The organism is Amycolatopsis keratiniphila (assembly GCF_000400635.2).
Classification (GTDB): Bacteria; Actinomycetota; Actinomycetes; order Mycobacteriales; family Pseudonocardiaceae; genus Amycolatopsis; species Amycolatopsis keratiniphila.
Genome location: NC_021252.1, coordinates 2826246 through 2839523, shown reverse-complemented (window position 1 = coordinate 2839523; position 13278 = coordinate 2826246). Strand labels below are relative to the sequence as shown.

General features: G+C 71.3%; 16 protein-coding genes. 13 read left to right on the top strand and 3 right to left on the bottom strand.

All coding sequences use genetic code 11. The features are described from left to right. Window positions 1-8 precede the first annotated feature (8 nt). Window positions 9-863 (bottom strand): PPK2 family polyphosphate kinase, encoded by an 855-nt coding sequence (locus tag AORI_RS54325; protein WP_016333029.1) that lies wholly within the window; start codon window positions 861-863, stop codon window positions 9-11. A gap of 156 nt (window positions 864-1019) precedes the next feature. Here AORI_RS54325 and rocD point away from each other — a divergent pair, with 156 nt between their 5' ends. Together rocD and AORI_RS54315 are read left to right on the top strand one after the other, a co-directional pair. Further along, window positions 1020-2222, top strand: a complete 1203-nt coding sequence (gene rocD, locus AORI_RS54320) for an ornithine--oxo-acid transaminase (RefSeq protein ID WP_016333028.1) — start codon at window positions 1020-1022, stop codon at window positions 2220-2222. A 31-nt stretch (window positions 2223-2253) separates the two neighbouring features. Beyond that, window positions 2254-3615, top strand: coding sequence for a DUF2252 domain-containing protein (locus AORI_RS54315; protein ID WP_016333027.1), 1362 nt, complete (start codon window positions 2254-2256; stop codon window positions 3613-3615). A gap of 159 nt (window positions 3616-3774) precedes the next feature. Here AORI_RS54315 and AORI_RS54310 read toward each other — a convergent pair whose 3' ends face one another. Beyond that, entirely contained in the window at window positions 3775-4650 is an 876-nt protein-coding gene (locus tag AORI_RS54310; protein WP_016333026.1) for an FAD-dependent oxidoreductase, read from the bottom strand. 70 nt (window positions 4651-4720) lie between these two features. Here AORI_RS54310 and AORI_RS54305 point away from each other — a divergent pair, with 70 nt between their 5' ends. Then, a complete protein-coding gene (locus AORI_RS54305) occupies window positions 4721-5329 on the top strand; it encodes a phosphatase PAP2 family protein (RefSeq protein WP_016333025.1) in 609 nt (202 codons plus the stop codon). Here the strand turns inward: AORI_RS54305 and zapE are convergent. Next, window positions 5283-6317 carry a cell division protein ZapE gene (zapE, locus tag AORI_RS54300; RefSeq protein WP_016333024.1) on the bottom strand — a complete coding sequence of 345 codons (1035 nt, stop codon included), beginning with the start codon at window positions 6315-6317 and terminating at the stop codon, window positions 5283-5285. The genes AORI_RS54305 and zapE overlap by 47 nt on opposite strands. Before the next feature lie 98 nt (window positions 6318-6415). Here zapE and AORI_RS54295 point away from each other — a divergent pair, with 98 nt between their 5' ends. The 10 genes from AORI_RS54295 to AORI_RS54250 all read left to right on the top strand — a co-directional run bounded on the left by AORI_RS54295 (window position 6416) and on the right by AORI_RS54250 (window position 13137). After that, complete coding sequence (locus AORI_RS54295; RefSeq protein WP_016333023.1) at window positions 6416-7162, top strand: pyrimidine reductase family protein; 747 nt, start codon at window positions 6416-6418, stop codon at window positions 7160-7162. Beyond that, a complete protein-coding gene (locus AORI_RS54290; RefSeq protein ID WP_016333022.1) occupies window positions 7159-7716 on the top strand; it encodes an RNA polymerase sigma factor in 558 nt (185 codons plus the stop codon). The genes AORI_RS54295 and AORI_RS54290 overlap by 4 nt, the downstream gene beginning before the upstream one ends. Then, entirely contained in the window at window positions 7716-8141 is a 426-nt protein-coding gene (locus AORI_RS54285; RefSeq protein ID WP_016333021.1) for an Asp23/Gls24 family envelope stress response protein, read from the top strand. The genes AORI_RS54290 and AORI_RS54285 overlap by 1 nt, the downstream gene beginning before the upstream one ends. Window positions 8142-8275: 134 nt before the next feature. Beyond that, window positions 8276-8737 carry an Asp23/Gls24 family envelope stress response protein gene (locus tag AORI_RS54280; protein WP_016333020.1) on the top strand — a complete coding sequence of 154 codons (462 nt, stop codon included), beginning with the start codon at window positions 8276-8278 and terminating at the stop codon, window positions 8735-8737. After that, window positions 8737-8913: a hypothetical protein gene (locus tag AORI_RS83870; protein ID WP_005157087.1), complete on the top strand. Its 177-nt coding sequence runs from the start codon at window positions 8737-8739 to the stop codon at window positions 8911-8913. Before AORI_RS54280 ends, AORI_RS83870 begins: the two co-directional genes overlap by 1 nt. Continuing rightward, a complete protein-coding gene (locus tag AORI_RS54270; protein ID WP_016333019.1) occupies window positions 8910-9266 on the top strand; it encodes an Asp23/Gls24 family envelope stress response protein in 357 nt (118 codons plus the stop codon). The genes AORI_RS83870 and AORI_RS54270 overlap by 4 nt, the downstream gene beginning before the upstream one ends. A gap of 13 nt (window positions 9267-9279) precedes the next feature. Further along, a complete protein-coding gene (locus AORI_RS54265; protein ID WP_016333018.1) occupies window positions 9280-9816 on the top strand; it encodes a DUF6286 domain-containing protein in 537 nt (178 codons plus the stop codon). Then, a complete protein-coding gene (locus AORI_RS54260) occupies window positions 9813-10400 on the top strand; it encodes an Asp23/Gls24 family envelope stress response protein (RefSeq protein ID WP_016333017.1) in 588 nt (195 codons plus the stop codon). The genes AORI_RS54265 and AORI_RS54260 overlap by 4 nt, the downstream gene beginning before the upstream one ends. Before the next feature lie 28 nt (window positions 10401-10428). Beyond that, complete coding sequence (locus AORI_RS54255; RefSeq protein WP_043848718.1) at window positions 10429-11508, top strand: ATP-dependent DNA ligase; 1080 nt, start codon at window positions 10429-10431, stop codon at window positions 11506-11508. Window positions 11509-11580: 72 nt separating this feature from the next. Continuing rightward, entirely contained in the window at window positions 11581-13137 is a 1557-nt protein-coding gene (locus AORI_RS54250; protein WP_016333015.1) for an alpha/beta hydrolase, read from the top strand. Window positions 13138-13278 lie beyond the last annotated feature (141 nt).

The window sequence follows — 13278 nt, the reverse complement described above, 5'->3', positions numbered from 1 at the left end:
TCAGACGATCAACCGGGGACGCCAACGCCTTCCAGCTTCTTCAGCTCCGTCTCGGGATCGAAGCCGGCGGGCGGGAACTTCGGGTCCATCTCCTCGATCGTCTCGATCAGCAGCCGCGCGACCAGCCAGTTGCGGTACCACTTGCGGTCGGCTGGGACGGCGTACCAGGGCGCGGCCGCCGTGGAGGTCTTGGCGAAGATGTCGGCGTAGGCCTTCTGGTAGTCGTTCCACTGGGCGCGTGCGTCGAGGTCGGCCGGGTTGTACTTCCACCACTTCGCCGGGGTCTCCAGCCTCGCCTTGAGCCGCTTCAGCTGCTCCTCCGGCGAGATGTCGAGGAAGACCTTCACGATGGTCGTGCCCGCCTCGGTCAGCTCCTTCTCGAACGCGTTGATCTCGGTGTAGCGCTTGCGCCATTCCGCCGCGGGCACCAGCTTCTGGACGCGCGGCACCAGGATATCCTCGTAGTGCGAACGGTCGAAGACGCCGACCTGCCCCGGCACGGGCAGCTGTTTGCGGATCCGCCACAGGTAGTGGTGGCGCGCCTCGGCCGCGGTCGGCTTCTTGAACCCGGCGTACCGCACGCCCATCGGGTTGACGAGGCCGAGGACGTGGCCCACGGTGCCGCCCTTGCCGGAGGTGTCCATCCCCTGCAGGACCAGCAGGAGGCTGCGGTTGCCGCCGCCGACGCCCTCCGCGTACAACGCCTCCTGCAGCTCGGCGAGCCTGTCCCCGGCGTCCGCGAGGTCTTTGAGCCCCTTGGGCTTCTTGGTCGGCCCGATCGGGAACGAGCCCGGGTGGTGCCGCTCGACGCCCTTGCCGATCCTCAGCGTGTCCCGGACGGAGACGGTGTCCTTTTTCGCCATCCGGCGACGATAACCGCGGTCCGGGCCCGGCGCCTCCGGTGATCGAGTACGCCGCTGCACGATTTCGCCACTCGATGGAGCCGATACGCAACGAACAACGGGTCAAAGCAACGTTTCCCGGATGAAAGCAGCCGGATGGGCATCTAACCTGAACGCATGACGACCGCCGACTTCATCGCGCTCGACGAGCAGTGGAGCACGCACAACTACCACCCCCTGCCCGTGGTGATCGCCACCGCCGAAGGCGCCTCGGTCACCGACGTCGAGGGCAAGACCTACCTCGACTTCCTCTCCGGCTACTCGGCGCTGAACTTCGGGCATCGCCACCCCGGGCTCATCGCGGCCGCGGTCGAGCAGTTCGGCCGGGTGACGCTGACCTCGCGCGCCTTCCACCACGACCAGCTCGGGCTGTTCTGCAAGGAGCTCGCCGAGCTGACCGGTACCGAGATGACCCTGCCGATGAACTCCGGCGCCGAAGCCGTCGAGTCCGCGGTGAAGATCGCCCGGAAGTGGGCGTACCGGGTCAAGGGCGTCCCCGACGGGACGGCGGAGATCATCGTCGCGGGCTCCAACTTCCACGGCCGGACGACGACCATCGTGTCCTTCTCCACCGACGAGACCGCGCGCGCCGACTTCGGCCCGTTCACGCCGGGCTTCGTCACGGTCAAGTACGGCGACGCCGAAGCGCTGCGCGACGCCATCACCGAGCGCACCGCCGCGATCCTGCTGGAGCCGGTGCAGGGCGAGGCGGGCGTCATCGTGCCGCCCGCCGGATACTTCGCCGAGGCGCGGCGGCTGTGCGACGAGCACGACGTCCTGCTGATCGCCGACGAGATCCAGTCCGGGCTCGCCCGCACCGGCACCGTCCTCGCGCTCGACCACGAGGGCGTCCGTGCCGACGTCTACACACTGGGCAAGGCGCTCGGCGGGGGCATCATGCCGGTGTCCGCGGTCGTCGGCGGCAAGGACGTGCTCGGCGTGCTGCGGCCGGGTGAGCACGGCTCCACCTTCGGCGGGAACCCGGTCGCGTGCGCGATCGGCCGCGCCGTGGTCGGCCTGCTGAAGACCGGCGAGTTCCAGGAGCGGTCGCGGGAACTGGGCACCCACCTGCACTCTCGGCTCGGTGAACTGGTCGGGAACGGGCTCGCCGAGGTCCGCGGGCGCGGGCTGTGGGCGGGCATCGACATCGCCCCCGGCGGGCCGACCGGGCGCGAGGCGTCGACGGCGCTGGCCGAACGCGGCGTGCTGTGCAAGGAGACACACGACCACACGCTGCGGATCGCGCCGCCGCTGGTGATCAGCCGTGAGGAGCTCGACCGCGGTATCGACGCCATCACGGACGTCGTCAAGACGCGGTGAACCTTTCGGACGGGTTGTACGTTGCCTGTCCATGGGAGAAGAGCGGGAGTGGGTGGAGCGGCCGCTGGTCGGCACCGAGACGGTGTCGCCGGAGGACTGGTCCGCGAGGGGCAAGGCGCTGCGGGCCGAGGCGCCGACGTCCGCGCACGATCACGCGGCGGCGGGTGAAGGACGGCCGAGTGTGGCGGAGTTCTTCGCGCGCACGAACGAAGGCCGCCTGCCGGAGCTGGTGGAACTGCGGCGCGAGCGCATGCTCGCGTCGCCGTTCACCTTCTATCGCGGGGCCGCCGGGCTGATGGCCGCCGATCTGGCCGGCTCTCCGTCGTCCGGGCTGACGGCGCAGCTCTGCGGCGACGCGCACGCCGCGAACTTCGGGCTGTACGGCACGCCCGAAGGCCAGATCGTCATGGACATCAACGATTTCGACGAATCGGTGCCCGGCCCGTGGGAGTGGGATCTCAAACGGCTCGCCGCGAGCCTCGTCCTGGCCGGGCGTGAGGGCGGGATCGGTGAATCGGGGTGCCGCGAAGCCGCCGAAGACGCGGTGAAGTCGTATCGGCGCACCATCCGGGGGCTGGCGGAGCTGCCGTTCCTGCGGTCGTGGAACGCGTTGCCGGACGCGTCGGTGCTGAGCAAGGTCAAGGCGCACGACCTGATCGACGACTTCGAGGAAGCGGCCGAAAAGGCACGGAAGAACACCAGCGCCAAGGTCACCGCGAAGTGGACGAGGCGGATCGACGACCACGAGACCGGCCTCGAACGGCACCGCTTCGTCGAAGACCCGCCCGTGCTCACGCACGTCGACGACGCGACCGCCGAAGCCGTCGTGACCGGGCTGGTGTCCTATGTGGACACGCTGCGCGAGTCGCGGCGGACGCTGATCTCGCGGTACCGGGTGTCCGATGTGGCCTTCCGGGTGGTCGGCACCGGAAGTGTCGGGCTGCGCAGCTATGTCGCGCTGTTGCACGGGAACTCCGGCGAAGACCTTGTCCTGCAAGTGAAGCAGGCCAACCCGTCGGCGCTCGCGCCGTTCCTCGGCCTTCCCGCCCCGAAGCACGAGGGCCGCCGGATCGTCGAAGGCGCGCGGCTCGTGCAGGCCGAGACGGACATCCTGCTCGGCTGGACGACCATCGACGGCGTGCCGTACATCGTGCGGCAGTTCCGGAACCTCAAGGGCGACATCGACCCGGCGGAGCTGAAGAAGGACCACCTCGACGACTACGGCCGCCTGGCCGGCGCGTTGCTGGCGCGGGCGCACGCGCGGTCACTGCATCCGCGGATGCTGGCCGGCTACTTCGAGGACGACGAAGACCTCGATGAGGCCATCGGCGCCTACGCCGTGCGGTACGCGGACCAGACCGAAGCGGACTTCGAGGCCTTCGGCCGCATTTAGTCCTCTGAATGCGGCAGGTCGGCGGCCGGGGACCAAACCGATCCGGCACCTTCGCGCGGCTCCTCACGGGGGTCGTGAGTGGCGATTAGGGTTCTAACCCGAATCGCCACTCACGACCACCTGGACCGAGTCGGCCGCATTTAGTCCTCTGATGCGGGCTTAGACCAGGGCCAGGACGTCGTCGGCGCAGCCCCACGCGACGGTGATCCCCGCACCCCCGTGCCCGTAGCAGTGCACGACGCGGCCGTCCCGCTCCAGCCGCACCTCGGGCCGGAACGGCCGCAAGCCGACCTTCGCGCCCAGCACGGGCGCGTCGGCCAGCGCGGGCACGAGTTCCCGGCAGCGCCGCACGATGTCGGCGGTCACGCCGGGGTCAGGCTCGACCGAATCGCGGCCGGGCTCCTGCGTGCCACCACAGACGACGTGACGGCCGTGCGGGATCACGTGTCGCAGCACCGGCGTCGAGCCGTCGACGATCCATTCGGTCAGCCCCGGATCGGCGAGGTGGACGACCTGGCCGCCGACCGGCACCACGGTGCCGTCCCCCGCCAGCCGTCCCCCGCCGAGCCCGGCGGCGTTCACCACGAGGTCCGCGTCGAGGTCGTCCAACCGCGACACAGTGCGGTACTCGGTGCGCACGCCCAGCGCGGCGACCTCGCCGGCGAGCCAGTCGAGGTACACCGGGGTGTCGACGAGCGCGGTGGTGAAGGTGAGCCGTCCGGGTTCGTGGTCGAGGCCGGGCATGGACAGCGCCCACGACGGCAGCGCCGCCTCGCGCGGGACGACGTAGGTCCCCCGGAGCATGCGGACCCCGGGCGCACCGAGGGTGCGGTACTCCTCGACGCTCGTCGTGGTCCAGCGGTCGACCCGGTCGGAGTTCGCCGCCAGCGGCGGGAACAGCACGCCGCCCGCGACCGCCGACGTCGTCTCCCCCGGCCCGGCTTCGGTGAGCACCGTGACGTCGTGTCCTGCGCCCGCCAGCCGGTGCGCGCAGCTCAGCCCGATCACGCCACCGCCGACCACGCTGATCCGCATCGAAAGCCCCCTTCGTCTTCGCGAGCCGTCCCTGCATGGTGACTGATCGCCCGTCACGTAATCTCCCCGGATGAGCGGAAGAGCGCCGTACGGGCTGGTCGCGGTGACCTGTGCCGTGATCATGGTCGTGCTCGGGGTGCTGGTGTCCGGCGAAGGTGTCTCGGGTCCGGACGAATTCGCCGTGCGCTGGGTGGAGCGCGCCTTCGGTCCCGACACCGACCTGCTGCGGCTACTGGTGCTGCCGACCGAGGCCTACGTCCTGATCCCGATCGCGGTGCTGGCCGCCGTCCTGTGCCTGATCGGCGGGCGCAGGCTCGAAGCGGTGCTGACCATCGTGGGACCGCTCGTCGCGATCCTCGCGAACACCTGGGTGCTCAAGCCGCTTTTCGACCGCTGGAAGTACACCTACCTCGCCTACCCCAGTGGGCACACCGTCGCGCTGGTCGCGGTGCTGACCGTGCTCGTCCTGCTCGCCCGCCCCGGCGTCGCCAAGGCGGTCATCGCGACGGTGGGCGCGGTGGCGTTGTGCGGCGTGACGATCGGCATGATCGGCCTCGGCTACCACTACCTGACCGACGTCGTGGGCGGCACGCTGTTCGCCGTCGCGACCGTATGCGCCACGTGGGTGCTGCTCACCTGGGCTGCACGGCGTCGCGCGCCAGTGCCGTCAGACGGCTGACCGCGCGCAGGTACTTCTTGCGGTAGCCGCCGTTCACCATTTCCTCGGTGAACAGTTCGGGCACCGGCTCGCCCGAGACCACCAGCGGGATCGCGCGGTCGTAGAGCCGGTCGGCGAAGGCGACCAGCCGCAGTCCGACGTTCTGGTCGGGCACCGGGTGGATGTCGCGCAGGTGCACCCGGGTCACGCCGTCGAGAAGCCTTCCGTAGCGCGAAGGGTGCAGCTTGCCGAGGTGCTCGCACAGCGCGTCGAAATCGTCCACAGTGGACTCGGGATGCGCGGCGGCGGAGGCTTCCAGCTCTTCGGCGCTCGCCGGCGGCGGCGCGTCCGGCAGGCCGCGGTGGCGGTAGTCCGGGCCGTCCACGCGGCAGACGCCGAACCGGGCGGACAGCGACTGGATCTCGCGCAGGAAGTCCGCGGCGGCGAACCGGCCCTCGCCGAGTTTGTCCGGCAGCGTGTTGGAGGTCGCCGCGACGAACACCCCCGCCGAGATCAGCTCCTGCAGCAGCCGCGTGACGAGCATGGTGTCGCCGGGGTCGTCGAGTTCGAACTCGTCGATCGCCAGGAACCGGTGCTCCGACAGCCGCCGCACCGCCTCGGCGAACCCCAGCGCGCCGACGAGATGCGTCAGCTCCACGAAGGTCCCGTACGCCTTGGGCGACGGCGTCTCGTGCCACGTCGAGGCGAGCAGGTGCGTCTTGCCGACGCCGAACCCGCCGTCGAGATAGAGCCCCATCGGCCCGGACGGCGCCTCGTCCCCGCCGCCGAACAACGCGCGCAGCTTCGACTTCGGCTTCCGGTTCGAGGCCTCCGCCACGCGCTTCGCGAACGCGCCGCAGTCGACGACGGCCTGTGCCTGGCTCGGCTCGTCCGGATTGGGCACGTAGGTGGAGAACCGGACCGCGTCGAACCTCGGCGGCGGGACGAGCGCGGTGATCAGCTCGTCGGCGGACAGCTCCGGACGGCGATCGATCAGGCGGGCGGGCATTCGCCGAGGGTAACGGCACCGTCGTCGCGGGTTCACTCTCCCTGACCGGGCGTATCCCCCGCTCAGCGGTGCCGTCGGGCGCGTGCTGGGATGGCGGTGTGCAGCTTTTGTGGCCAACGACACCGGCGGAACCCGTCTCCGACGGAGACCTCGAACGGCTCTACGGGTATCCGGAAGGCCTGACCCGGCCCTGGGTCCAGGTCAACTTCGTCAGCTCCGCGGACGGCGCGGTGGCGGTCGACGAGCTGTCCGAGGGGCTGTCCTCCCCCGCCGACAAGCGGATCTTCCTGATGGGGCGGCTGCTTTCCGACGTGATCCTGGTCGGCGCCGGCACGGCGCGCGCCGAGGGTTACCGCGGCGCGAGGGTCAATCCCGAACGCGCCGCCCGCCGCGTCGCGCTCGGGCTGTCCGAGGTGCCGCCGATCGCGGTGGTGACCCGTTCCGGTGAACTCGACCCCGAAGGCCCGTTGTTCACCGACACCAAGGTCCCGCCGATCGTCATCACCACCGAGAAGGCGTCCCGGACTGCGCTGGAGCGCGCGGGCGCCGAGGTGCTCGTCGCGGGGGCCGAAGACGTCGACCTGCACCGCGCGCTCGCGCTGCTGGACGAACGCGGGCTGCGCCGGATCGATTGCGAGGGCGGGCCGGCGCTGTTCGCCGACCTGATCGCGGCCGACCTCGTCGACCAGCTGTGCCTGACCGTCGCCCCGCTGCTGGCCGGCGCGGGCGAACGCCGGATCGCCGACGGCCGCCCGTCCCCGGAACCACGGCGGATGGACCTCGCGTCCGTGCTCTTCGAAGACGGTTTCACCATGCTGCGCTACCGCCGCCGGGAGGGCGGGTGAGCGAGGCCGCGCCGGTTCCGGACGAGGAGCTGGCGGCCCGGGCCGCCGCCGGGGACCACGGTGCCTTCGACATCCTGGTCCGGCGGCACACGGCCAGGATGTACCGGGTGGCGCTGCGGATCACCGGCAGTTCGTCGGAGGCCGAGGACGTCGTCCAGGAGGCCTGGCTCTCCGCGTGGCGCTCGCTGCCCGGCTTCCGGTTCGAATCCGCGGTGTCGACCTGGCTCTACCGGGTGACGACGAACGGCGCGCTCGGCGTGGTCCGCCGGCGGAAACCGACGGTGCCGCTCGACGAGGGCGACGCGGGTGTCGTGCCTGGTCCGGAGGGGTACGTGGTGAGCGCCGAACAGGTCGGCACGGTGCTGCGCGCGATCGCCGAACTCGACGTCGGCCAGCGGATCCCGCTGATTCTGCGAGAATTCGAAGGGTTGACCTACGACGAGGTGGCCGAGGTGCTGGAAGTCAGCGTGCCCGCCCTGCGCGCCCGCCTGCACCGCGCGCGGGTGGCGCTGCTGGCGAAACTCGGCGACAACTTCCGACCCGGGGAACGGTGATGAGCGAGGATCCGCGCGACGACCCCCGGTGGCAGCAGGTACGCGCCGCCGCGAGCCGTCCGGTACCGACGCCGCCGGGACTCGTCGAACGGGTGCTCCGCTCGGTCAGCGGCGTCCGCGGCGGGCACACCACCACCCCGCTCGATCTGCCGTCCTCGGGCGGGAAGACCCAGGTGTCGGAGCGGGCACTGGTGCTGATGACCAGGAACCTCGCCGCCGAGATCGGCCGCGAGCTCGGCGGGGTCCACGTCTCGGCCGTCGCGCTCGAAGAGGACGTGCTCCAGGTGCTGGTGACGATCCGGTTCGGCGTCGAGGCGGCCGTGGCGGAGCTGCTGCGGCACCGGGTCAGCACGGCGCTGTCCGGGCAGCTCGGTTCGGCCCCGCCCACGATCAACGTCCACGTAGTCGACGTCCACCCGGACTGATGTCCCGGAATTGATTACTCCATCCGGGGGATGAACCGTGACGGCTCGGCATGCGCGTGTGTCCTGCTCGGTGAGACCGTAGGGACCGCCGCGCGCGCAGGTCGCGCGGCACAGGCCGAGAAGGAGCGAACTTCATGGCGCAGCCGAGCGCGAGCAAGCCCGACACCCCCTCGGTGGGGGCTGGGTCGGGGTCGTCCCTCAACGAGGAAGGAGCCGCCGGCAAGACCACGATCTCGTCGGTGGTGGTGCAGAAGGTGGCCGGGCTCGCCACCCGCGAGGTGACCGGGATCCACGCGCTGGGCGGCGGCGTCTCGCGGGCCTTCGGCGCGATCCGCGAGCGCATCCCCGGCTCCGGCACCGTCACCACGTCCGGTGTCTCGGTCGAGGTCGGCGAGAAGCAGGCCGCGATCGACCTCGACGTGGTCGTCGAATACGGCGCCCGCATCGTCGACGTCGCGCGCGCGGTGCGCCGCAACGTGATCGGCCAGGTCGAGCAGATCACCGGCCTCGAGGTGATCGAGGTCAACATCGCGGTCAACGACATCCACCTGCCGGACGAGAACGGCGGCGAGACCGAGACCTCGCGGGTGGAGTGATGAACGGGACCCAGACCGGCCTGCTCGCCGGCCTCATCCTCGGCCTCGCCGCGACCCAGGGCTTCACCGCCTTCCTGGTGACGCTGGCCGTCGGCGTCATCGGCCTCGTCCTCGGCCGCGTGCTCGACGGCGAACTCGACCTCGGCGACCTGTTCGGCCGGGGCCGCGACAAATGACCCTCCCGGCCGAACCCGAGGACCGCGGCACCCTCACCATCGCGCCGTCCGTGGTCCGCAAGATCGCGCAGCACGCCGCGGACCAGGTCGACGGGACCACGCGTGCCGAGCGGCGGATCGCCGGGCTCGGGCTGGGGACACACGGCGCGAGCGCGAAGGTCGGCGGCGAGGGCAACGACGTCGATCTCGTGCTCGACGTCGCGCTGAACTACCCGGCGCCGGTGCGGCGGATCGTCGGCGACCTGCGCGCCAAGGTCACCGAGGAGGTCGAACGGATCACCTCGTACCAGGTGCGGGACATCTCGGTGACGGTCTCCGCGCTCCTGCCCGACATCGCGCCCCGCGTCCGCTAGAAGGAGCACCCGCATGCGTTTGATCGTCCGCCTGCTGTCGGCCCTGCTCGGGCTGGCACTGGCCGCCGCCGGGGTCCTGCTGGCGCTGGAGGTCGGCTGGGGCTGGTGGCGGCCGGGACGCGGGCCGCTGTTCGTCCCGTGGGACGACTGGCGCGACAGGCTCGCGGAACTGTCCTGGAACACCGCCGAAGTCCGGTATCTCTCCATCGCCGTCGCGGTCGCCGGGCTGCTGCTGATCCTGGCGGCCGCCTCGGCCGGGCGGCGCGCCATCCGGCTGACCGATCCGGCGAACGAGGTCAGCGTGACCACATCGCCGCGTTCGCTGGCCAGGCTGGTCGGGGTGACCGTGCGCGCGCAGGAGAACGTCGCGGGCGCGAAGGTCACGGCCACCGCCAAGAAGATCCGCGTCCGCGCGACGAGCAGGCTGGAAACCGAAGGCGAGCTGCGGCCGCGGCTGCTGGAGACGGTGTCCGGTCTGCTCGACGACGTCCCGCTGGCACGGCGGCCGAAGGTGTCGGTCGTCGTCGACTCCCCGAAGGACCGCCGATGACCCGTTCGGTCTCCGCCAAGGCACTCGGCCGGTCCACCGGCACGGAACGGACGCTGACCGTCCTCATCGGACTCCTCGCGCTGCTCGGCGGGGCCGCGGCGCTGGTGGTCGGCGCGGGCTGGCTCGGCACGTACCGCGCGGGCCGGCCGCTCGTGGACCCGATCGCCCTCGATTGGCTGTCGGGGCACGCGCTCGCCGCCCGCGTCGGCGCGCTCGTGCTCGGCGTGGTCCTGCTGTGGCTGGGCCTGTGGTGGTTCTTCCGGTCACTGCGCCCGGAAGGCCGCCCGGACCTCGAACTCGGCGACGATCTCGTGGTGACCTCCTCGGCCATCTCCGAGGCCGTCCGCCTCGACGCCGAAACGGTCGACGGCGTCGGACGCGCCCGGGTCCGCGCGGTCGGCGACAAGGAGAACCCGGCGCTGCGCATCACGCTCTGGCTCGTCGAGGGCACCGACCTGAAACGGGTCTGGGAGCAGCTCGACCACACCGTGCTGGCCCGGGCGCGGGAATCGCTCGGGGTGGACGTCCTGCCGACCGCCGTCCGGATCGAACTCGACACGACGGCACCGCAACGGGTGCGCTGACCGCGCCGGTGCGGCAAGAATGGCCGTCATGTCGCTTCCCTTGACGCCGCCGGTCAAACCGATGCTCGCCAAACCGGCGAAGGCGATCCCCGACTCCGGCGGGCTGCTGTTCGAGCCCAAATGGGACGGCTACCGCTGCCTGGTGTTCCGCGACGGCGACGAGCTGACCCTGCAGTCGCGGTCGGAGAAGCCGCTCAACCGGTACTTCCCCGAGGTCGTCGAGCGCTTGAAGGCGACGCTGCCCGAGCGGATCGTGCTGGACGGCGAACTGGTGGTCGCCCGGGGCGGGAAGCTGGACTTCGACGCGCTCACCGACCGGGTCCACCCTGCCGAAAGCCGCATCAAGCTGCTGGCGGAGCAGACCCCGGCGGAGTTCGTCGCGTTCGACCTGCTGGCGCTCGGCGACGAGTCCTTTCTGGACGAACCCACGTCGAAGCGGCGCGAACGGCTGGAGAAACTGGCCTCCGACGGCATCCACCTGACCCCGGCCACCGCGGATCCGGCGGTCGCGCGGCACTGGTTCGAGCTGTTCGAGGGCGCCGGGCTCGACGGCGTCATCGGCAAACCGCTCGACGAGCCCTACACGCCCGGCAAACGGGTGCTGCTGAAGTACAAGCATTCGCGCACCGCCGACTGCGTGCTCGCGGGGCTGCGGTGGCACGTCGACGGCGAACCGGGCGAGCTGGTCGGCTCGTTCCTGCTCGGGCTCTACGACGAGAACGGCGTGCTGCACCATCCCGGTGTCGTCGGCTCGTTCCCGGTCACCCGGCGGCGTGAACTGGCCGAGGAGCTGGCGCCGCTGATCACCGACGGGGCCGATCACCCCTGGCTGGGTGACAACGTGCGGGAGCACCAGCGGATCCCCGGCGGGATCACCCGATGGAAGGCCAAGGAAGCCCCGTGGGTGCCGCTGAAGCTGGAGAAGGTGGTCGAGGTCGGCTACGAACACACGGAAGGCGGATATCCGTCGCGGTTCCGCCACACCGCCCAGTTCAAACGCTGGCGCCCCGACCGCGAGCCGGACTCCTGCACCTACGCCCAGCTCGACGAGGTGGCCCGCTACGACCTGGACGCGGTCTTCCGCGGCGAAGTGAAACGCACCCGCTAACCGTGTCCTGACATCCGACCTGCGAAGCTCTGTCCCGAGCTTTTGTCATGCCTTGGAAGTGAGGACCAGCCCGTGAGCACCGCCCGCCGCACGCCACGGCTGATCCTGACGACCACCGTGGTGGCGGCCGTGCTCGCGGGCTGCACCGCCGGCCCGTCGGTCCGGCCCGCGGTGATCGACAACGACGGAAAGCCGGATCCCGGCGGCCAGACGGCGGCGCAGCAGGTGCCGCTGCCGCCGCTGGCCGAACCCCGGTCGCCGTCGATCAAATGGGAGGACTGCGACGAGGCGACCCGGCAGCGGCTGGGTCAGCCGTCCGTGCCGGACACGCTGAAGTTCTCCTGCGCCAGGGTGGCCACCACGCTCGACGCGCCGGATCTGCCCGGCCGCGGGCTCTCGCGGCTGTCGGTGGTCAAGACCGGCGGCGGGCCGATCCCGCTCGTCGTGGTCAACGACGTCGACGGTGATCCGGGTTCGCTGTACGCCGCGCGGCTGGCCGCGACGCTGCCGCCCGAGTTCCTGCAGAAGTTCTCCCTGATCGGGGTGGACCGGCGCGGGACCGGATCGTCCGCGCCGGTGCAGTGCATCCCGGCGGAGATCCGCACCGAACTGCTGGGCGGCGACCCGGCGGCCGCCGACCTCGAAAGCGTCGTCGACGCGGCGCGCAAGGCGGGCCAGCAGTGCGCCATCGAACTGGACGACTCGCAGGTCGCGATGGACAGCTGGCGGGCCGCGGGCGACCTCGAAGAACTCCGTGAACAACTGGGCATGGACAAGCTGCACGCGCTGGGCCGCGGCGACGGTTCGAAGGTCCTCGCCGAGTACGCCGTGCGCTACCCGGCCCAGGTCGGCCGGGTGATGCTCGACGGGCTGCCCGACCCCGCCCCCGACGCGACGGCCGTGCAGGAATCGGTCGCCGCGAGCGCGCAGGCCACCCTCGACGCCTTCGGCGCCGACTGCATCGCGAGGGGCTGCCCGATCGGCGACGCCCGCTCCGCCGTGACCGCCGTCGCGGACCGGCTCCGTTCCGCCTCCGCGACGACCACCGACGGCGCGGAGATCACCCCGGGGATCGCGCTGTACGCCATCTACTCCGGGCTCGCGCAGCGCTCGCGCTGGGTGGAACTCGCCGAAGCGCTCAAGACCGCGCAGACCGGCGACGTCACCCCGCTGGCCGCGTTCGCCGAACCGGTGCTGAAGGACTCCCGGGCGCGGCCTTCGCGACTGGACGGCACGCTCGCGACCAAATGCAACGACAGCGCGACGCGGCTCTCGGCCGAGGAGCTCACGCGCGCGGCCACGACACTGCGCGACAAGTACCCGCAGTTCGGCGTCTTCGCCGCGCAGCAACTGGCCTGGTGCAGCCCGTGGCCCGTGCGCCGCGAACCGCTCCCGCCCGCGGGCGCGCCGGGGGCGCCGCCGATGCTCGTCGCGGGCACGGCGACCGACCCGGTCACCCCGGAGCAGGGCACCGGCCGGGCCGCCGACCAGATGCCGAGCGCGGTCACGATCACCTGGCAGGGGGCCGGGCACGGCGCGCTGAGCCTCTCGCCGTGCGTCGCGGACGCGACGCGGGCCTTCCTGATCGACGGGAAGGTGCCCGTCGACGGGACCCTGTGCCCGGCCTGAGCCCCGTCGCCCGCGTCGTGTCGTGAAGTGTCATGAAAGGGTCGTTCAGGACGTTTTTCGTCCTGAACGACCCTTTCATGACACTTCTGGTGCGACTCCAGCGAGCATCCCGCGCTCCGCCGAGCATGGCGTCGCTGGGCC

Coding starts and splice junctions, on each gene's coding strand:
- AORI_RS54285 (WP_016333021.1), top strand. CDS start 7,716: ATGAGCGAGGATCCGCGCGACGACCCCCGGTGGCAGCAGGTACGCGCC.
- AORI_RS54260 (WP_016333017.1), top strand. CDS start 9,813: ATGACCCGTTCGGTCTCCGCCAAGGCACTCGGCCGGTCCACCGGCACG.
- AORI_RS83870 (WP_005157087.1), top strand. CDS start 8,737: ATGAACGGGACCCAGACCGGCCTGCTCGCCGGCCTCATCCTCGGCCTC.
- zapE (WP_016333024.1), bottom strand. CDS start 6,317: ATGCCCGCCCGCCTGATCGATCGCCGTCCGGAGCTGTCCGCCGACGAG.
- AORI_RS54325 (WP_016333029.1), bottom strand. CDS start 863: ATGGCGAAAAAGGACACCGTCTCCGTCCGGGACACGCTGAGGATCGGC.
- rocD (WP_016333028.1), top strand. CDS start 1,020: ATGACGACCGCCGACTTCATCGCGCTCGACGAGCAGTGGAGCACGCAC.
- AORI_RS54315 (WP_016333027.1), top strand. CDS start 2,254: ATGGGAGAAGAGCGGGAGTGGGTGGAGCGGCCGCTGGTCGGCACCGAG.
- AORI_RS54305 (WP_016333025.1), top strand. CDS start 4,721: ATGAGCGGAAGAGCGCCGTACGGGCTGGTCGCGGTGACCTGTGCCGTG.
- AORI_RS54255 (WP_043848718.1), top strand. CDS start 10,429: ATGTCGCTTCCCTTGACGCCGCCGGTCAAACCGATGCTCGCCAAACCG.
- AORI_RS54270 (WP_016333019.1), top strand. CDS start 8,910: ATGACCCTCCCGGCCGAACCCGAGGACCGCGGCACCCTCACCATCGCG.
- AORI_RS54310 (WP_016333026.1), bottom strand. CDS start 4,650: ATGCGGATCAGCGTGGTCGGCGGTGGCGTGATCGGGCTGAGCTGCGCG.
- AORI_RS54280 (WP_016333020.1), top strand. CDS start 8,276: ATGGCGCAGCCGAGCGCGAGCAAGCCCGACACCCCCTCGGTGGGGGCT.
- AORI_RS54265 (WP_016333018.1), top strand. CDS start 9,280: ATGCGTTTGATCGTCCGCCTGCTGTCGGCCCTGCTCGGGCTGGCACTG.